Genomic DNA, 18,495 nt, shown 5'->3' with positions numbered 1-18,495 from the left:
ATAGGGGGCGGGGCCCACTATTCCTGGTGCAGACCCTTCCCGCCATTGCGATCGTGCTGGCGCTGCTCGCCGTGGCGACAATCAGGTTCCGTCTGAACCCGTTCATCGCCCTGTTCTCGTCCGCCGTGCTCTATGGTCTGATGGCAGGACTGCCGGCGTCTTCGGTGGTCGCCACGGCTGCACAGGGTGCAGGAACAATCTTTGCTCTTCTCGGTCCGATCGTGTTCGCCGGTTCGGTCATCGCCGTGGTTGTCGGGCGAGAGGGCAATCGGGAGCGGATCCTCCAGGACATCGAGCGGTTCACCCGCCGACCGTCGGCGATCGGAGGAATTGCGGGGTTCCTGTTTGCGGTCCCCTTCATGTGCTGCATCACGGCGTTCATCGTCGTATCGCCCCTCCTCTCATGCCTTCAGGATCGAAGAACGGCGATGTATGCAGCGGCTATCGGCAGTGTGCTCTCGTTCACGCTGATTTTCCCGACGCCGGTGACCCTCGCGGTCGCCGGATCTGTTGCCGGTTTTGATGCCGTGTCCTACAGTGCCGTCTGCATCCCCCTCGCCCTCGCCCTGCTGGCAGTGATCGTCTGGATGGGCGGTGCACCCCGTGGTTCCCCCGGAGAGGAAACGGCGGTTTCCGGTTCTGGACGGTCTGCATGGCTGACGATCCTGATCCCGCTCGGCTGTGCGGCACTGGCGGTGGTCCATCCGGTGTTTGGATCAGAGTCCGTGGCCGCATTTCTTCTCATCGGCATGGGTGCAGCCCTTTTCCTTGTCCCTGGAGATTTGAGGGCGGATATGCTCGGAAAGGGTGTCCGTCATGCCGGGATCATCATATATGACCTCTGCGGGGCCGGTGCCTTCGGGGCGGTGATCATCGCCAGCGGTCTCCCGGTGGAGGTCGCCGCCATTCCTCAGGGGATGATACCGCCATTCATCCTCCCGTTCTGTATTGCCGCCATTGTGCAGGCGGCACAGGGATCGAGGGTCGTGACAGCCGTCATCACTGCCGAGTTCATCTCTGCGTCCGGTTCTGTCTGGAGCGGATCCCCTGCGTCGCTCGTGCTGCTGGTCGCCGCCGGATGCCTCTCGGTCTCGGCGTTCAGTGATCCCTATTTCTGGCTGATCCGCCGCACGACCAACGATCCGGCAGAGATGGTGCTGAAACACTACTCGCTGCCCCTCTTCCTGGTTTCCTGTGTGTGCGCCGGTGCCGCCTTCCTGATTGCCGGACTTTGAACGGGAACCCGGAATCCGGGAGGGCGTGGAAAAAAATGTGCCGGGCCTGGTCAGATGGCCGGCGGAAAAATTAGAGAGATTTTGAGGTTTTCGGTATTTCTGCAATGTTTTCATAGACCTGCTGACTGCCGTCCGGGAAGGTGATCACGGTCACGGCCGGTGAGAAATCGGCATCGATCAGCGGGGCGAACCAGTAGTCCTTCAGGGCCTCCTCAGACTGCGTGAGGTTGATCGACGGCGTTGTGTATATGGTCTCATTGCCCTTTTCGGCGATATGCACAAACGATTCGACGCTGAAGGTCGCCGAACGGTCGCTCACCGAGACCACATCAACACTGCGGCCTGAAAAGGTCTCGAGCGCCGATTTCAGTTCGTCCGCCGGGTCCGCAATCCTGAAAAAGACGGCGACGTCCTCGATCCACGAGAGGGTGTAGTCAAAGGTGATCGTCGCCGTACCGTTCTCCTCGATCGCAATGTCAAGACGATCGGCGGTAAACGCCCCCGCTGGCAGGGCCAGGGCGGCGATGACAAGGAGTGCGGCCAGAATACGGATTCTGTTCTTCATACTCTCATCTCCCAGCTATACATCATTTTTTGCTCATATAAATATACTGAACCGGATGTGCGACCAGGCGGGGTTTGAGTAATATTTTTATACGAGAACCTGCATCGTGGTGTTGATGGGCTGTCCGAAGAAACAGTATGCAGCGGGGGGGCTGATGGGATGGCTGTTTGCCGTGGTTTTTGCGCTTGTGCTTGCCAGGAACATCGACATCACGTTCTTCTTCGTACTCGCATCCATTGGATTATTCATCCTCATCGAGGTGATGAACACCTCCTCTGCCCGTCCCTCCCACATCATGTACCTCAGATATCTCGTCGCAGCGGGTTTTGTGGTCTTCGGCGCCGCCATTGTCGATAAGATGGTGAGAGTTGTTATGTCATGAAACGGGTTTATATCAAAGCACTTCTGATCGTTGTCTCTATCGGCATCATCGTCATGCTTTTCGCCATTCTCGATTCTCCGCTACTGTATTCCGTACAGAACACCTCTTCAACGCTTTCGCATGTAAATCCGGCAAAATATGATGTGATCTCTGGCGATCCGGCAGGATCGGTTATTCCTGCGATGGGCGATCTGATGGATCGGTCGGGAACGATCGTCGTGCATATCAGGAACAAGGACTATGTTGCGGCGCAGGAGGAACTCGAACAATATGCAGCTGCATCCAGATCTTTCAACAACATGATCATCAATCTCGACATGACCGAGAGCGAGATGAAGGAGTTCGGGGATCGCAACAGGGAGAGTGTGGATGCACTTGCGGTCCTTCTGGAAGACAGTCGACGTTTTGATGAATTATCAAGTCTTGAAATCCAGTATCGGGACGAAAATAATCCTGAATATCTGTATTCTGTGACATATGAGGGTGATGCCCTCAAATTGAAAATGGAAGAAGCCTATGCAAAATATTCTACACAGCAGTCGCGTCTCGTCAACATCAGCGGCCGTTATGGTGTCGAATCCTCCTCATATGAACAGAGCACTGATACATTCTCCAGGGTGGTCGAGGGCGTTGCCGCCGCTCAGGAGGAGAGAACGGCACAGATAACACTCAATCCGCTCTTTCCAATGACGCTTGGCATCGACACCGATACAGCGCGTTTCGGCGAGAGCATCATCATGGCCGGAACACTCTATCGAAGTCCATACACCGATGTCTCGATCTATATCGACAGTACGCTGCGGGGAACGGTACAGACCGATATCGACGGCAGGTACATTGCCGAATATCCCGCAGGTGACCTGAAAGCCGGCAGACACCTTGTCTATGCCACTCACGGCAGCAGATATTCCCGCGTGATCGAGTTTACCGTTCTGCCCTCGGCAGCAGATCTCACCCTCTCTGTCCGGATGATCACCGAAGATGAAGCAAATGTTGCCTGCAGTGGAACACTCACCTGTCATGACATGCCGGTCTCGGGTGAACGCGTCACTATTGTTTCTGACGACGGCAGAAGCGTTGAGACCATCACGGATGAATCGGGATCATATTATTGTACCGGGCAATTTGAGCCCGGTATCCGGAGTGTGTATGCCTCTGTCGACGGAGAAACCCATCCACTTGAATATACCACCAGCGAGATTGTCACACTTGAGATACCTCCTCCGGCCGCAACGATCACCTCCCTGATACTCAAGATTGCCGCAGTTTTGATCGCCTGTCTTGTGGGGGCGGCAATTTTAAGGGATGAAATGATGCGGAAAACATGGAGGAACGCATCGCCGGTGCCCAGGCGAACAGCCTCTCCGGGTCTGTTTCATCCAGAAACACCGGAATGGCCCCGTCCTCTCCCGGCTCCAGAGGAGATCGCACAGAGGTACGCTGATCTTGTCGGCGGGAACCGATATGGTGATGCAGTCCGTCTGCTCTATTGCTCAATAGCAGCCCGGATAGCCCGAAAAGCACAGATCAGCAATTATCCGGCATGGACTCCCCGGGAAATACTTGGAGCGGGTGCAAAAGGCCCTGATGATGGGCTCAAACACTTTATCGGCCTCTATGAGGAGGCGAGATATGGGTCAGACAGCCCGACGGCCGATACAGCACGACTGGTGTTCTCCTCCTATGACACTGTGGTAAAGGACTTCGGGGGTGTGAACGATTAACCGGGTCCATCTTGTATCCACCGTGCTGGCAGTGGCGGTGGTGTTCATCCTCCTTGTTCACCTCTCCGCAAATGACCTCGAGTACAGCAGATACAACCTCGAGTGGAATGGCACCTCGATCGTCAGGGGGGTGCTGGACGGGCACGGCGCCTCGGTTCTGGTGGACTCGGACGATCTTCTGTCCTGTTCCGATACTCTCCTTCTCATGATCGCCCCCACGACCTCTGCCGGCGATGGTGAGGTCAACGACATCCGGGCATTTCTGTACGGTAACAACACCCTCTTCATCGCCGACGATTCCGGCATTTCCAACTCACTCCTTGCGGGCATCGGTTCGAAAATGCGGATCGCTCCCGGCAATATCACCGGGCTGGATACCGCCTACAGGGATCCATCCTTCCCGAAGGGGTATCAGGCAACCGATCACCCCCTGGTCAGGGGTATTGAATGGGTGGCGTTCAACCGTCCGGCACAGGTACTGGATGGGGAACCCCTCCTCTCATCCGGACTGTTCAGCTGGTACGACCTTGACGGGAATGCCCTGATGGACCCGGGAGAACCCTCAGGAACATTCGTTTTCATCGCCAGGGAGGATGTGGGCGGAGGAGAGGTCATCGTCTGCGCGGACCCGAGTATCTTCATCAATGCGATGCAGAAGCATACAGCACCGGAAGGGAATCGAGCGTTTGTTGAAAATCTGGTTTCTTTGAAGCAGAATGTCCTTGTTTCTGGAGACAATTCGGCAACTGAGCGGACCAGTGCCTTTGGATCCGGTTTTGTTGCCCTGAAATGCAGCCCCTATCTTCAGGCTGCGGTATTGTGCGCTGTCCTGGCGGCAGCTGCACTGGTGTGGACGAGGAAGATTGCCAGGTGATATCATGGCTCAGGAAAGAGTATCCAATGATCTGAAGGCATTATCAGAAGCCTATGCACAGATTTCCAGTCAGATCGAACGTTTTGTCGTCGGGAACCGTCCGCTCATCGAGATGATGTATGTGGGCATGCTCAGCGGGGGGCACATACTCCTTGAGGGCGTCCCCGGGACGGCGAAGACGGTCCTTGCAAAAACGGTGGCCCTGCTCTCAGGGTGTGAGTTCCGGAGGATCCAGTGCGCCGTTGACATGCAGCCCGCGGACATCCTCGGTGTGCGGGTCTACGATCCTGAAAAACGGGATTTTATCTTGAAAAAGGGGCCGATATTCGCGAATTTTGTTCTGATCGACGAGATCAATCGTGTCAGTCCTCGGACGCAGAGCGCCTTTATTGAGGCGATGAGTGAGCGGCAGGCTACGATAGACGGCATTCGCAACCGTTTTTCCGATCCCTTTTTTGTGATCGCCACCCAGAACCCCTATGAGTTCGAGGGCACCTTCCCGCTGATCGAGGCACAGAAAGACCGGTTCATGTTCAGTGCACATCTCCAGTATCTCAGTGCGGATGAAGAACTGGAGATTATCAGAAGGGAGAGCACCGGATATCTGGACTGGGAGGCATTCAGCGAAGAGATCCGTCCGGTGCTGGCCCCCTATACCATCCAGCAGTATGTCCGGACGATCCAGAAGATCCGGGTCGAAGGACCGATAATGCACTATATCAGGGACCTGATCCTCGAAACCAGGAGTCATGACCATATCTGGCTCGGTGCGAGCCCGAGGGCCTCAATTGCCTTTGTCAGAGGGAGCAGGGCCCTTGCCGCGCTCAACGGCAGATCATATGTCATTCCGGACGATGTGAAAAATATTGCCAGGTACGCTCTTCCTCACCGCCTGATTCTCCGGCGTGAGGCCGACATCGGGGGGATCACGACGGCAGATGTGACCGAAGAAATTCTGGCTGCTGTCGAGGTGCAGTAGTGGAGGTCGGTCGGGGCGCAGAGATCACGGGCGCATGCATTCTCATACTTGCCGCTCTCGCCGGTATTGCCGGGAGTGTGCCTGCGTTGATCGGTGCAGGCGCTCTCAGCGTCTTTCTCCTCGCCCGTTACGCATATATGTCCCTCGTCTTCGGGCAGGTGGCGGGCAGTCTCGTCGTCGAAAGGGACGTCGGGAAACGGATCGCTCGCTCGACGACCGATATCGATGTCGATCTCGAGATCCGGGCAACAATTCCCCCGGGAATACGGGCCCTGATCAGGGATATCCCGCCTGAGGGTGGGGAGGTGATCGAGGGGGACCCGGCCGTATGGCTGAACGGACCGCTGGATGACGCATATCATCTTCATTATCGGATGAACGTTCCGGTAACCGGCAGCGTACGCTTCGGGGGTGTGTCTCTTTCAGTTGCTGACCCCTTTTTCCCCTGTTCAGGAACACTATCCGCTGAATCCATGCGTCTGCCCTCGGTCCTGATGAAGCCGAACCGTTTCTTCCTCTCCAGCAGAGGGGGAGGGATGCATAACGGTGCAGAGGATCGTCGCCGGATATCTGGAACGACCGGCGTCGTGCGTTCGATCAGGGAGTATGTGGAAGGAGATGCGGTCCGGAATATCGACTGGAAGATCTCTGCGAAGTATGGTTCCCTGTATGTCCGGGAATATGCTGCGGAGGATCAGGAACCGCCTCTTCTGGTTCTCGATGTGCCGCAGGTGATGGTGACCGACAGTGATCGTTCTGCTCTCACCGGTGCTGTGATGTCGGCGATTGCCACCTGGATGCAGGAAACCGGGAATGTCTCGCTCATGATCGTCAGGGGAGCGGGTGTCATTGCCTTCCATCCGCGTGAACCGGATTATGGGGCGATTCTTGCCTCGATTTCTGCATCCTGGTCGGCGAGACAGGATACCTGGTTCTATCGGTCCCGTCCATTCACCTCTATCCGACGGGATATCGCGGCCCTCAATTCTCGCGGGGGTGCCGGCGCCAATGGGGGAGACGGAGCCCGTGAATACGTTGCGTCGCTCGCATCGGTCTATGGCGCCGTTCTGGAGGAACGCCCGGTCACCGTGTTTGAACGGCAGGTTTCAGAGGCGGTATCGAAAGTTCGTCCCGGAAAAATCTCAATCTTCTCCTGTTTTGCGGGTGATCTGAGCCATCTGGCATTGGTTGCCGATATCGCCGCCAGGTTTGATGTGGGCGTCGATATATGGACGGAGAAGGACCAGGACCGCCAGCAGATCCTGAAGCGGGCAGGCATCAGCGGAGGTCTGGTGGAGGTGAAGGCTGCATGAAGGTCGGCATCGCCGTTCCGGGTATTGTTCTGCTTCCCGCTGTGCTCGCAGGTGCATGGAGTATTCTCTCTGGAATCGATCCGGTGTATCTTCTGTTCATTCTACTCTATGCTGTTTCAGTCCTTTTTTCATTCAGGATGGGGAGCGATGGATGGATTGCCATCATTGTGGGCGGCGAACCTCTTGTTGTCGCCTCCGGGGCTAACAATATCGCTGTTTTTATCCAGGTCACGGTGATCTGGGCGGCAATGCTCTCTGCATGGGTGGGAGGGGAGATGCGCTCAACCCTTGCATGGGCAGGAACAGTCGGAATTGGCATTCTGATTATTGGATGGGGGATTCTCATCGTTAACACCCTCATCGCCTCTCTGGTCATTATTGCGGTCCTCTGTCTTGGGGCGGCGAGCATAGTGTGGTATGGGGACTCCAGGATGAGGAAACGAATCGGGGTTCGATGATGATGAACGAGCGTTACAACAATTATTTTGGTGCCGGTGCGGTGCTCATCGTAACGGCGGCACTGATCCTCTTTGTCGTTGTCCTGACCGATAGGGGAGATCTCACGAGTGCAACTCTTGTGTTGAGCGGCATCGGCTGTTTTGTAGGCGGAATCTTTGTGCTGACCCTTTCTAAAGGTGAACCAGTCGATCAGGCCGTGATCAGTGCGTTGCCGGTGGCCGGAACAATCAACCTCAGCAGAGTGGCCTCAGACCTGGGTCTGATGGGTGATGGTGTCTACATCCCTCAAAACAACGGATCTCCGGCTGTGATGCAATTCATCCCTGCCGGAACATATGAACATGCGGTCCTGCAGAACGATTTTTCGTTTGCGATTGGGAAGAATTCGACCGGACTGGTGTTTGTGCCGCAGGGCCTCCCCCTCTTCGATCATCTCTGCAGGGAAACCGGACTTATATTGGCGTCCGATGAGTCGGAACTCCTGGTTTCGGTGGGTGAGGTCTGTTCGGATGTGCTCGAAGTGGCCGATAGTGCGAATGCCGTTCGCAGCGGTGACAGCATTGTCGTGACCCTCAACAATTTTCGACTGTATTCCGGGTGCAAGATGGTGAGGGCCGAATCCCCGAAGTGCTGCACCATGGTCGGATGTCCGGTCTGCAGCTGCATCGGCTGCATGCTCGCTGCCGCCACCAGCACCCCCTGCTCACTGGTGGATGTGAGTGTTGATGACCGGAAACAGTCCATTGCCCTGGTCTATTCCTATCACGCCGATGCAGGGGTATGAAGCCCTTTTCAGCTCTATTTTTCCGTCCTGAACATTGGTCGGGAAGCCGGCGGTTCTCTGCCTGAAGATGCGAACGCCCCCGCCATCACCGGCAGAGTGACATCTGCCGGTCGACACCTCCCCGCTCCGGGGCTTCGTGCAGGAGTTCGTGCCGGGTGTGACGTCCGGATAAAAGAGAAAATCATCCTGATAGACCGTGCCGGCGCACGGTCGGCAACGCTGCAAAAAAAAGCAGTTACTTTCCTGCTCTTCTGAGCAGGAACATCACCGCGAAAATGCTGAGCAGGACCGCACATCCCAGTGGTGTCTGTTGCGGTGTCGTCGGTGGTTCAGTTGTCGCCGGTGTTGTAGCCGGAACTGTTGTGATCGTCGTCGCGGTTTCAGAGCTGGCAAACTGCATCGGGCAGAAGACGCCGGCACCTGAGATATCAGCACAGACCATTCCCTCCTCGATTCTGCTTGGCAGGATCCCCCATACCTCATCAGTATAATCTGCAATAAAGACTAGAGCCGAACTGCTCCTGAGTTCGGGCGGCAGGGCAAACCGCAATGTGGCAGGTTCGTCGAAATATGCCGAATCGGGCAGGATCGCAACAGCATGCCCGACTGACATCCACCCCTCCGGTATACTGATGATCGGTGCCTCTTCCAGAGAGATGCAATCAGTGGAGCAGACATCCAGGCAGCACCCCAGATCGTCGGACCAGATCCGCTCCCCGTTCTCCGGTTCGGGTATGGTTGTCGTAAGTGCCCCTCCTGAACTGCCGGAGGATCCGCTGCTCCCTCCGGATGAAGATGTTGGATTGGTGGTTGGTTCGGTTGTGGGTTCTGTCGTCGTCCCGGGTTCGGTTGTTGGTTCGGTTGTGGGTTCTGTCGTCGTCCCGGGTTCGGTTGTTGGTTCGGTTGTGGGTTCGGTTGTGGGTGGTGTTGCACCTGATCCCTCCCCGATGGTCACTATCGTGTCCAGCTCGGTGTTTCCTCCGATGGTGATCACGATCCTGCTCGTCCCGTCTGTGATGCCGCCAACCGTAAAGGTGATCGAACCGTCCGCAGGACCGGTCTTTGTCCCGGTCAGCCTGAACTGGGTGACAACCTGAGAAGCGTCCGGAAGGGACTGACCCTCCAGCCTGAAGTAGTCATAGGTTCCGGCCGGTATATTCTGCTGGCGAGAAAAACTGAAGACGCCGTTCTTTGACGGACCGCCGACATTGATTGTGCTCCCGTCGATATAGGTCGAAAGTGTGGTATACAGCGTGTTCTCCGTCGATGCCGAGATCCACCCGCCACTCAGAGAGATTGGTAAACGATAATTCTGTACCTCATACACAAAGCGTTCATTCCCGCCGATGGGAAATCTACCCTCCACGAGGATCGCAAACGCCGTGCCGTCGGGCAGACCGGTCATGGCAATGGTGATTTCGTCACCGGCATCGATCGCATCAGGCGTTACAGTAATTCCTGTTGCGCCGCATCCCATCGGCACACATGTACACACCAGTATCAGGGCAAATACAGCAATTCTTGTATGCAAATTCCCGTCCCCCCAGGGTACGACAGGTAGTAAACATTATATATTATAAATGTTACTTGGGATACGGGGGGAACGTAATGGAAGCGACCTCTAGGTTTAGAGTAAGATTAATGCGTATTATGCTCCTTTTTGTTCTGTTTCTCGGGATGACGGCAATCGTCTCTGCAACGAGTCCGGTTGTCACTGTTTCGAGTGATCAGACCTTTTCCTATAAAGGAGTTGAGGTTTCAACAATCGCTGTGATCGATCTGCTGGACCCATCGATAACCGATGTCGAGCTCTCAGCAACAGGCGAAGACAGCCTGAAATCGATCCTTGGACCATCAATCAGGTACATCATACGGGACTACCCGACACGGACCATCAACCTGGATGGGGCGACCATCTCGGTGAATGAGGTCGGCGATGTTGATTGGTCGGGAATGAACACCTATCATGTGTATACATCCCCGGTTATCCCGACGATCATGGCGGATGTACCGGGAGAATCCGGCAACATCATGCTGATCAGGTGTCCGCACTCGATGGATTCGTCAAATCTGATGGATCTCAACGGTCTGATGGCGGCAACCGATTCCCTGTATATGTACACCGATGACGGCATCATTCACATCGATCCGCAGACAAACACCTACACGTTGTGGGGCGGTTTCGATCCCGGGGACTATAACCCCGACGACTTCGGTGCGACACTGGCCGCCACCGAGGTCGACCTCGATGCCTTTGTCGGCGATGCGTCCCTCGGCGAGATGATGGGGACGGTCTACCCTCAAACACTCCCTGAAGCCGGCGAGTATGTCTGCTATATCATGAGGTATGAGCCGGAAACGTCAACAATTGTCATACTCGGCATGGCGCCCGTGATCATCATGGACGGTGACCGCAGTCTGACCTGGAATGGGAGCACTGATCCCGGCACCTGGGATGAGGGAGATGCAATGCTCGGGTTTGAGGGAGGCAATAATCTTGTGGCGTGTGCCTACCTGATCGTCAAAGAGAATGCTGTCTTCGACTGTGTCATGTCCATCAATGAGGATAATCTGGCCGCCCTCAAGGACCACCCGATGCCCACCGTCTCATGTCTCATCGACTTCCTGAAGCAGCAGGTGCCTGGCCATACGTATGCAGAGAGCCCGATCATCATCTCGCTCATCGTTGACGGCGAGGAGCAGACGCCCGGCGACCTCAATTCCATGATCCCCATATCCACCGGGTATGGCGTGGCAGGCGCGGACACCGGCAATGAAGTCGTTGTCCCGGCATCTGTGCTCGGCGGGCTGAACGACGGCACCTATCTGGTCATTCTTCTCGGTGTCGGGGCCAGTGGCGACGTCGTCGCCCTCGATCAGGCAGTGGTCGGCATCGGTTCGACAACCGTTATTGATGATGAGCAGTCGGCAACGGTTGCCAACGAGGGTGGTGATGACCCCTACTGGTCACGTATCGGCGGCGGTGAGAAAGGCCTCATCACCATCGATGATGGGGCCTCGCTGGCAGAGATTGAAGGTTCGGACTCCTCTGATGAGAACGGAGCCGGGACGGTCACGGCAACCGGAGCGGCCTCGGTCAGGGATATCAATGGAGGAACCGAAGCGGCTGCAGCAGCCGGTGCTGCGCCAGCTGATACCGTGATTCCCTCTGATGCGGGAGGCAGCAGCTCTGCCGCAGTGGGATACACCCTGGTCGGGCTGATCGTCCTGGGTGCTGCCGGTCTGACCCTCAACAGGTACCGGTTCAGATAAGGCGGACTGATCCGCCACTTTTTTTCGTCACCTCTTTTCCGTCCACAGCATTTAACCCTCTGGACAATGAATACAAAAGACGATGGCTCATCTGACCGTGGATATCGGCGGACGGCCCGGACGGGACTGCCGCGGCTTTTGTGAATACTGTTATTTCAGGCATGTGGGTGAGGTCGCCCCGTTCGGGTGCAGGTATTGCATGCCGTTCTCGGTCGGATGCGATTACTGCACCCGGGGGGTGAAAGAGCAGTATTCTGGCTTCAAACCGCTCTCCACGGTTGCGGACGAGACGCTTGCCACGCTCCAGATGATCACGGACGACATCAGCCGGATCACGATCAGCGGCGGCGGTGATCCCAGCTGCTATCCGGAGTTTCGCGACCTCGTGGAACTGCTCGGGAGCATGGAGGTGCCGCTGCATATCGGATATACGAGCGGGAAGGGCTTTGACGATCCCGAAATCGCTGATTTTCTCATCGAGAACGGCATGGCCGAAGTGTCCTACACCATCTTTTCTGCGGATCCCGAAAAACGGCGGCGCTACATGCATGATCCGACCCCGGAGGCATCACTGGCGGTGATGCGCCGCCTCTGCGAGGAGATCGACGTGTATGCCGCCGCTGTCGTGATGCCCGGCGTCAACGACGGTGAGGACCTCGAGAACACCTGTGCATGGCTGGAGGACGCCGGGGCACAAGGGCTGATCCTGATGCGGTTTGCGAACACCACTGAACAGGGCCTGATCCTCGGCAATGCACCGTTGATTCAGGGCCAGCCCATCCAGTCGGTCGAATCCTTTGATGCTCTCGTCAGGGAGATGAACGACCGTTACTCCCTGAAGATCAGCGGCACGCCGCTCGGGGATCCCTCGATCGGATCACCCTTTGCCATCCTGGACGAACCCGACCTTCTGGAAAAACTCCCCCGTATCCGCGCCCATGCCTCGGTGATCACCGGGAGCGTGGCCGCACCCTTCATCAGGCGGGTGCTCGACGCCTGTGGCGGCGGATGCGATGTCGTCGGGGTTGAAAAGGAGATCGCCTGCCTGATCACCATTGACGACCTGCGCTCGATCGATACCGCCGACCTTGCGGAGACGGTGATCATACCCGGACGGGCGTTTGTCCATGATCGTCAGGCCGCTGAGGTGCTCGGCATGGACGGGACCGCACGGAGAGTGCTGCGCGGGCCCGAGACCCTCACCGCCGACGCCGAGACCTCGATGGGGATGCGGCGTGAAGAGGTGCTCATGATGGAAATGGAGGGTTTTTCCTCCCTCATACACCTGATCAACCAGAACGGAGAGAGAAAATAGGGAGTATTTAGTCTTCCTGGGCAGCGCTGTTGAAGCGCTCCATCTCGAGGTCGCGGAGCACATTTCTCCGGATCTTGCCGGAGATCGTCTTTGGCAGTTCGTCCACAAACTCGATCGCCCGCGGATACTTGTACGGGGCGGTCGTCGCCTTCACATATTTCTGGATATCCTTGATGAGTATGTCCGAGGGCTCATAACCGGGTGCAAGCACCACAAACGCCTTGACGATCATGCCGCGGATCACGTCCGGCGATCCGACGACGGCGCATTCCTGTACGGCCGGGTGCTCCATCAGGGCCGACTCCACCTCGAAGGGCCCGATCCGGTATCCGGAACTCTTGATCACGTCGTCCGCACGGCCGACAAACCAGAAATAGCCGTCGTCGTCCATATAGGCCTTGTCGCCGGTATAGTACCAGCTCCCGCAGAAGGCCTCGTCGTTGGCCGTTGGATTGTCGATATAGGACATGAACATGCCGGCCGGCTTCGGGTCCGCCCAGATGGCGATCCGGCCCTCTTCACCGGGCGCCGCCGGACCGCCGTCGTCGTTGTGGAGTTCAATCCGCCACCCGGGTGCCGGTCGACCCATGGACCCGAACTTCGGCTCCATCCCCGGGAAGGTGCCGATGCAGAGCACTGTCTCGGTCTGGCCATATCCCTCGTAGATCGTCAGCCCGGTCCCCTCCTTCCAGGCCCGGATCACCTCGGGGTTGAGGGGTTCGCCCGCACTCACGCAATGCCGGAGCTGGGAGAAATCGAACTTCTCGAGGTCTGCAAGGATGAGCATCCGGTAGACCGTGGGGGGGGCGCAGAAACTCGTCACCTCATAGCGCTCCAGCACCGGCAGGAGTTCGGTGGCCTTGAACTTGCCCCTGATGTCATAGACGAGGGTGCATGCCCCCTGCATCCAGGGCCCGAAGAACTTCCCCCATGCGGCCTTTCCCCATCCGGTGTCGGCCAGAGTGAAGTGGAGATCGTTCTGATTGAGATCGAGCCAGAACCGACCGGTGATGATATGCCCGATCGGATAGGCCTGGTTGTGGAGCACCATCTTCGGTTCGCCGGTGGTGCCGGACGAGAAGAAGATGAGCATCGGATCGCTCGAACGGGTCTTCTTCATTCCGGGGAGTTTGATCAGCTGCGACGACACCGGTGCCGGGTAGTCCAGCTCGACCGGGTAACTGATCCATCCGGGGAGGTCGCCGTCGACCACAAAGCGCGAGACCAGACTCGGGCATTTGGAGCAGATCTCGTCGACCTTCCAGGCGTTCTCCATATCGGTGACGACCATTTTTATCTTGCCGGTGTTCACCCGGTACTCCAGGTCCTTGGGGGTGAGCATGGTGGGCGTCGGGCAGAAGACGGCGCCGAGCTTAATGGCCGCAAGCGAGACGATCCACCATTCGGGAATCCGGTGGAGCATAATGATGATCCGGTCACCTTTTTTAATCCCGTATTTGAGGAGCATGTTTGCCGCCTGGTTGGAGAGGTTCATCAGGTGGCGGAAGGTGTAGAACTTTTCATGCCCCTCCTGGTCTGTCCAGATCATCGCCAGGCGATTGCGGTCCTTTTTTGCCCACATGTCGACGACGTCGAAGCCGAAGTTAAACGACTCGGGCACCTCCTGAACAAAGGAGGCGCAGAGGTCCTCGTAGGCGTTGGGTGTATGCTCGGCGTCCTGCATAGCGGTACTACATGGAGCGCTGGCAATAAAAAAGGGTGTGTGACCGGAACAGAAAGGAGATTCAGGTGGGCCGATGCCCGGTCTCGGGTCCGTTTTCGCTCTCGAACCGCTGCATCTCCATCATCTTCAGTTCTTTGCGTTTAATTTTTCCCGACATCGTCTTGGGGAGGTCGTCAACGAATTCGATGGTTCGAGGGTATTTGTAGGGGGCGGTGGTCCGCTTCACGTGTTTCTGGAGGTCCTTGACGAGGAGTTCGGAGGGTTCGAAACCGGCGTTGAGGACCACGAAGGCCTTGACGATCAGCCCGCGGATCAGGTCGGGTGATCCGACGACGGCGCACTCCTGTACGGCCGGGTGCTCCATCAGGGCCGATTCCACCTCAAAGGGTCCGATCCGGTAGCCCGAACTCTTGATCACGTCGTCGTCCCGCCCGACAAACCAGTAATACCCGTCATCGTCGCGGTAGGCGCGGTCGCCGGTGAAGTACCAGCCGTCATGGAACGACTCGGCGTTTGCCTCCTTGTTGTCGAGGTATTCGACGACGAGACCGACGGGACGCGGATCGAGGAAGACAGCGATCCTCCCCTCCTCAAAGGCCTCGCAGGCCTTCCCCTCGTCGTTGAGGATCTCCACATGCCAGCCCGGCGAGGGTTTGCCCATCGACCCGTATTTCGGTTCCATGCAGGGGAACGAGGCGATGGCGCAGACCGTCTCGGTCTGGCCGTAGCCTTCCCTGATGGTGAGGCCGGTGCCTTCCTGCCAGATGCGGATCACCTCGGGGTTGAGGGGTTCGCCGGCGCTGGTGCAGTGGCGCAGTTCTCGGAGGTCGTATTTCTTCAGGTCGGCCAGAATGAGCATCCGGTAGATGGTCGGCGGGGCGCAGAAGGTGGTCACCTCGTATTTCTCCAGGAGGGGGAGGACCTCGGTGGCCGAGAACTTGCCCCTGATGTCATAGACGAAGATGGCGGCGCCGCAGATCCACTGCCCGAAGATCTTGCCCCAGCCGCACTTCGCCCACCCGGTGTCGGAGAGGGTGAGGTGGAGGTCGTGCTCGTTGAGATCGTGCCAGTATTTCGCCGTGATGATGTGCCCGAGCGGGTGGGCGTTGTTGTGAAGCACCATCTTCGGTTCGCCGGTCGTGCCCGAGGTGAAGTAGATGAGCATCGGATCGGTGGACCTGGTCTTCTTTGCCACCGGCATCGAGACGGTGCGATGGGAGACCGGTGCAGGATACATCAGTTCGTACGGGAAGTTTGCCCATCCCTCGAGTTCGCCGTCCGCCAGGAACCGCACCTGCAGTGACGGACATTCCTGACAGATCTCATCGACCTTCCAGGAGTTCTCCAGGTCGGTGATGACCATCTTGAACCGTCCCACCTTGATCCGGTATTTGAGGTCCTTGGGGGTGAGGAGGGTGGGGCAGGGACAGTATACGGCGCCGAGTTTGATGAGGGCGATCACAAAGATCCACCATTCCGGGATCCTGGGGAGGAGAAGGAGTACACGGTCTCCCTTGCCGATGCCGTATTTCAGGAGAATATTTGCCGCCTGGTTGGAGAGGTTCATCAGGTCCCTGAAGGTGAACTTCTTCTCGTTGCCATTCTGGTCTGCCCAGATCATGGCGAGGCGGTTGCGGTCTTTTTTTGCCCATGCGTCGATGACGTCGAACCCGAAGTTATAGTGTTCGGGGACGTCGATAGAAAAGGACGCACAGGTCTCTTCATAGTTCTCCATGTTGTGCTCTGCCATGGGGATCGATCCGTATAGGTATGGTCTGTCAGCGAATTTAAGGTGTCCGCTGGAGGAGGTGCTGGATCTGCCGCCCGGTCTAGGGCGCCCCGAGACGGTCGAGAAAGATCTGCTCGATCTCGTCTTCGATGATCGCATGGATCGGCACGCCACTGTCGGGCATGCGGCTACGGATCTCGATTGGGAGCGGCGTCCGGACGTCCATGGCGGTGATTGGCCGGATCTTTATTCGTAATGGATAGACCTCGTTTTCGTTTTCGAAGAGGGGGATGCGGTTCATATAGGGATCGGATGCGACCTCTGCTGCCCCGAGAAGGGAACGCTCCGGATCCTCATCCAGGAAGAACACGGTATCACCGATCTCGGTCTTGCTGACGGTATCCCTGTGACGCTCGGCAAAGGCCAGCATCTGTTTTTCCCTGAAGGTGCCCCATTTTTCAGCACCAATCACCGCAATCCAGCAGGTCATGGATGGTGATTGGTGATGCTCTATTAAAGTCTTTCGAGGTGCGGCGGGAGGACCCAAATCTATATATGCGATCTCCCCGAGAGTGCCCGTGCGGGAGGGAGATCAATCATGCCATACCGTTGGACAAGCAATCAGGATGTCGATGAGGCCGTTGTTGTGATCATGAACGCCCTGGAGGAGGGCGGGGCATTTCCGGAGTGGTTGAGGCGGACGTTGCAGGCGGCGATCGACGACTCTGATCCGGCCTATGTGCGATATTTCTACGACGAGATCAAAAAATTTGCACCGAAATCCCTGAAACTCTTCGGCGAGACGCCGGTCGTATAGGTGAACAGGGATTTTGAGACCTTTCCCCTTCGACGGCGACGGGGGATCCCCCCATATCATTATTGGCCGCCAGAGGGCATTTCGGGTGAGGTTTTCGGGCTCGATGTTTTGTTCCTGCCCCTTCTGGGACTCCTTCTACTCTTCTGTTTCGTCTTATTCTCGGTCGTGCCGTTGCCTGCAATAAAATATTTCAGCAGTGTACGGGTCATCTGTGCCCCGAGCGACGGTTTCGTGCTCTCGAGCCAGAGGAAAAAACCGGCCATATGGGGGGTCCGGCGGCTTTCATACTTGAAACCGCCGCTCTTTGAGGGCACCATCTTGAAGTACTCCTTCTTCTTGCGTGACCTGAAATAGAGGATCGGTTTGAGTTCTGGCAGGTTTACGGCCACGATCACCTTTGAAAAATCTTTCATGATGCTCTCATAGGTGAGGCTCTCTCCCTTGATGGTGATCTCGGTCCTGCTGCAGAGAAGGCGGATCGACGGCGGGTAGAGGGCACCGAAGACCACCTTCTTGACAATCGGCGGGACCTCATCGGGATCGGTCAGGGCATCCGACGGAACACCGTTTCCCATCAGGTCGAGCATCCGTTGTTTGCGCTCGTCGTGGAGGGCCCGATAATCAAAGGGGCGTTTGGTGTGGACGTCCTCGAGATGGAGGAGTTTCGGGTGAGCGATCGGTTTTCTGGGGCGATATCTGATCTCACGCGGATTGAGCGCCCTTTTTATCTGCTCGCAGGAGGCGGTGATGATCAGCACCGAATCGGGCTCCTTCATCAGGCGCTGGACGACCGAGTTGCGCGAGATGTCCACCGACGATATGAGCACGAAGGGGACGATCGGCTGGCCGAAGAGGTAACCGATCAGGCGCTTCTTGAAGATGATCTCCGCCTCGAACTCCTTGAGATCTGAGGGTGAAGTGACGATCTCGCCAAAACCCACGGTGTTCTGCCGGTCCACAAACATCAGGTCCACTTCGGCCAGGTCCTGACCGTTCCCCCGCACCTTGATGTCCCCGTAATTTGAATAGAACATCCCGTTCTGGTTCTGCGTGATCTTCTGCCTCACATAGGGGGCGTCCGCTCCTTTTCTGATGATCCCCTTAATGAGATCGCATTCTTTGACCACTTCGAGGAGCATCTCATAGATGAGACCCTCGTACCACCGCCCCTCGGCGGTGCGCATCAATGAAATATCTTCGGAAAAAAGGTATTTCTTCTCGGATTTGCGGAGATGACGGGTCGCCTTGAGGGATAGGTTGCGCGTGGGCTTCACGGTGACTAAATTCGTGCGCATCCACTCTATCATCTCCACGCCGTTGTTCAACGCCATTTTTCTGTCCTGTTTCTTATATGATGATTGG

The 18,495-nt window shown here is 56.9% G+C and carries 17 protein-coding genes; 11 read left to right on the top strand and 6 right to left on the bottom strand.

What is annotated here, in order from left to right; genetic code table 11:
- Positions 1–26 precede the first annotated feature (26 nt).
- Positions 27–1,235, top strand: a complete 1,209-nt coding sequence (locus tag CUJ86_RS07700; protein ID WP_130646997.1) for a GntP family permease — start codon at positions 27–29, stop codon at positions 1,233–1,235.
- Between the two features lie 70 nt (positions 1,236–1,305).
- Here CUJ86_RS07700 and CUJ86_RS07695 read toward each other — a convergent pair whose 3' ends face one another.
- The gene (locus tag CUJ86_RS07695) at positions 1,306–1,800 is read right to left on the bottom strand and encodes a hypothetical protein (protein ID WP_130646996.1); all 495 of its coding nucleotides are present in this window, start codon (positions 1,798–1,800) and stop codon (positions 1,306–1,308) included.
- 115 nt (positions 1,801–1,915) lie between these two features.
- Here CUJ86_RS07695 and CUJ86_RS07690 point away from each other — a divergent pair, with 115 nt between their 5' ends.
- Genes CUJ86_RS07690 through CUJ86_RS07660 form a run of 7 tightly spaced genes read left to right on the top strand, consistent with a single transcriptional unit; the run spans position 1,916 to position 8,315 of the window.
- Entirely contained in the window at positions 1,916–2,182 is a 267-nt protein-coding gene (locus CUJ86_RS07690; protein WP_130646995.1) for a hypothetical protein, read from the top strand.
- Positions 2,179–3,906: a DUF4129 domain-containing protein gene (locus CUJ86_RS07685; protein WP_130646994.1), complete on the top strand. Its 1,728-nt coding sequence runs from the start codon at positions 2,179–2,181 to the stop codon at positions 3,904–3,906. Before CUJ86_RS07690 ends, CUJ86_RS07685 begins: the two co-directional genes overlap by 4 nt.
- Positions 3,907–3,928: 22 nt before the next feature.
- Positions 3,929–4,780 (top strand): DUF4350 domain-containing protein, encoded by an 852-nt coding sequence (locus tag CUJ86_RS07680; RefSeq protein ID WP_130646993.1) that lies wholly within the window; start codon positions 3,929–3,931, stop codon positions 4,778–4,780.
- A gap of 4 nt (positions 4,781–4,784) precedes the next feature.
- A complete protein-coding gene (locus CUJ86_RS07675) occupies positions 4,785–5,759 on the top strand; it encodes an AAA family ATPase (protein WP_130646992.1) in 975 nt (324 codons plus the stop codon).
- On the top strand, positions 5,759–7,072 hold the full coding sequence (locus tag CUJ86_RS07670; RefSeq protein ID WP_130646991.1) for a DUF58 domain-containing protein: 1,314 nt from the start codon (positions 5,759–5,761) through the stop codon (positions 7,070–7,072). Before CUJ86_RS07675 ends, CUJ86_RS07670 begins: the two co-directional genes overlap by 1 nt.
- Positions 7,069–7,530: a hypothetical protein gene (locus CUJ86_RS07665; RefSeq protein ID WP_130646990.1), complete on the top strand. Its 462-nt coding sequence runs from the start codon at positions 7,069–7,071 to the stop codon at positions 7,528–7,530. The genes CUJ86_RS07670 and CUJ86_RS07665 overlap by 4 nt, the downstream gene beginning before the upstream one ends.
- The gene (locus tag CUJ86_RS07660) at positions 7,527–8,315 is read left to right on the top strand and encodes a hypothetical protein (protein ID WP_130646989.1); all 789 of its coding nucleotides are present in this window, start codon (positions 7,527–7,529) and stop codon (positions 8,313–8,315) included. Before CUJ86_RS07665 ends, CUJ86_RS07660 begins: the two co-directional genes overlap by 4 nt.
- Before the next feature lie 235 nt (positions 8,316–8,550).
- On the opposite strand, the gene CUJ86_RS11835 is transcribed toward CUJ86_RS07660, so the two are convergent.
- Positions 8,551–9,792, bottom strand: coding sequence for a hypothetical protein (locus CUJ86_RS11835; RefSeq protein ID WP_165394815.1), 1,242 nt, complete (start codon positions 9,790–9,792; stop codon positions 8,551–8,553).
- 200 nt (positions 9,793–9,992) lie between these two features.
- Between CUJ86_RS11835 and CUJ86_RS07645 the strand changes: the two genes are divergently transcribed.
- The gene (locus CUJ86_RS07645; protein WP_130646986.1) at positions 9,993–11,588 is read left to right on the top strand and encodes a hypothetical protein; all 1,596 of its coding nucleotides are present in this window, start codon (positions 9,993–9,995) and stop codon (positions 11,586–11,588) included.
- 82 nt (positions 11,589–11,670) lie between these two features.
- On the top strand, positions 11,671–12,903 hold the full coding sequence (mmp10, locus tag CUJ86_RS07640) for a methyl coenzyme M reductase-arginine methyltransferase Mmp10 (RefSeq protein ID WP_130646985.1): 1,233 nt from the start codon (positions 11,671–11,673) through the stop codon (positions 12,901–12,903).
- A 7-nt stretch (positions 12,904–12,910) separates the two neighbouring features.
- Here mmp10 and CUJ86_RS07635 read toward each other — a convergent pair whose 3' ends face one another.
- The 3 genes from CUJ86_RS07635 to CUJ86_RS07625 form a co-directional block, all read right to left on the bottom strand.
- Positions 12,911–14,587: an AMP-binding protein gene (locus tag CUJ86_RS07635; protein WP_130646984.1), complete on the bottom strand. Its 1,677-nt coding sequence runs from the start codon at positions 14,585–14,587 to the stop codon at positions 12,911–12,913.
- Between the two features lie 61 nt (positions 14,588–14,648).
- A complete protein-coding gene (locus tag CUJ86_RS07630) occupies positions 14,649–16,337 on the bottom strand; it encodes an AMP-binding protein (protein WP_130646983.1) in 1,689 nt (562 codons plus the stop codon).
- Positions 16,338–16,416: 79 nt separating this feature from the next.
- Positions 16,417–16,806 carry an EVE domain-containing protein gene (locus tag CUJ86_RS07625; RefSeq protein WP_130646982.1) on the bottom strand — a complete coding sequence of 130 codons (390 nt, stop codon included), beginning with the start codon at positions 16,804–16,806 and terminating at the stop codon, positions 16,417–16,419.
- A gap of 108 nt (positions 16,807–16,914) precedes the next feature.
- Here CUJ86_RS07625 and CUJ86_RS07620 point away from each other — a divergent pair, with 108 nt between their 5' ends.
- On the top strand, positions 16,915–17,133 hold the full coding sequence (locus CUJ86_RS07620) for a hypothetical protein (RefSeq protein WP_130646981.1): 219 nt from the start codon (positions 16,915–16,917) through the stop codon (positions 17,131–17,133).
- Between the two features lie 59 nt (positions 17,134–17,192).
- Here CUJ86_RS07620 and CUJ86_RS07615 read toward each other — a convergent pair whose 3' ends face one another.
- Positions 17,193–18,464 (bottom strand): hypothetical protein, encoded by a 1,272-nt coding sequence (locus CUJ86_RS07615; protein ID WP_235855615.1) that lies wholly within the window; start codon positions 18,462–18,464, stop codon positions 17,193–17,195.
- Positions 18,465–18,495: the final 31 nt, after the last annotated feature.

The organism is Methanofollis fontis (assembly GCF_004297185.1).
Lineage (GTDB): Archaea > Halobacteriota > Methanomicrobia > Methanomicrobiales > Methanofollaceae > Methanofollis > Methanofollis fontis.
Note: the sequence above shows the minus strand (reverse complement) of the source record. Positions and strands in the feature narration are given on the sequence as shown.

Coding starts and splice junctions, on each gene's coding strand:
- CUJ86_RS07695 (WP_130646996.1), bottom strand. CDS start 1,800: ATGAAGAACAGAATCCGTATTCTGGCCGCACTCCTTGTCATCGCCGCC.
- CUJ86_RS07690 (WP_130646995.1), top strand. CDS start 1,916: ATGGGCTGTCCGAAGAAACAGTATGCAGCGGGGGGGCTGATGGGATGG.
- CUJ86_RS07685 (WP_130646994.1), top strand. CDS start 2,179: ATGAAACGGGTTTATATCAAAGCACTTCTGATCGTTGTCTCTATCGGC.
- CUJ86_RS07675 (WP_130646992.1), top strand. CDS start 4,785: ATGGCTCAGGAAAGAGTATCCAATGATCTGAAGGCATTATCAGAAGCC.
- CUJ86_RS07665 (WP_130646990.1), top strand. CDS start 7,069: ATGAAGGTCGGCATCGCCGTTCCGGGTATTGTTCTGCTTCCCGCTGTG.
- CUJ86_RS07660 (WP_130646989.1), top strand. CDS start 7,527: ATGATGATGAACGAGCGTTACAACAATTATTTTGGTGCCGGTGCGGTG.
- CUJ86_RS11835 (WP_165394815.1), bottom strand. CDS start 9,792: ATGGGATGCGGCGCAACAGGAATTACTGTAACGCCTGATGCGATCGAT.
- CUJ86_RS07645 (WP_130646986.1), top strand. CDS start 9,993: ATGACGGCAATCGTCTCTGCAACGAGTCCGGTTGTCACTGTTTCGAGT.
- mmp10 (WP_130646985.1), top strand. CDS start 11,671: ATGGCTCATCTGACCGTGGATATCGGCGGACGGCCCGGACGGGACTGC.
- CUJ86_RS07635 (WP_130646984.1), bottom strand. CDS start 14,587: ATGCAGGACGCCGAGCATACACCCAACGCCTACGAGGACCTCTGCGCC.
- CUJ86_RS07630 (WP_130646983.1), bottom strand. CDS start 16,337: ATGGCAGAGCACAACATGGAGAACTATGAAGAGACCTGTGCGTCCTTT.
- CUJ86_RS07625 (WP_130646982.1), bottom strand. CDS start 16,806: ATGACCTGCTGGATTGCGGTGATTGGTGCTGAAAAATGGGGCACCTTC.
- CUJ86_RS07620 (WP_130646981.1), top strand. CDS start 16,915: ATGCCATACCGTTGGACAAGCAATCAGGATGTCGATGAGGCCGTTGTT.
- CUJ86_RS07615 (WP_235855615.1), bottom strand. CDS start 18,464: ATGGCGTTGAACAACGGCGTGGAGATGATAGAGTGGATGCGCACGAAT.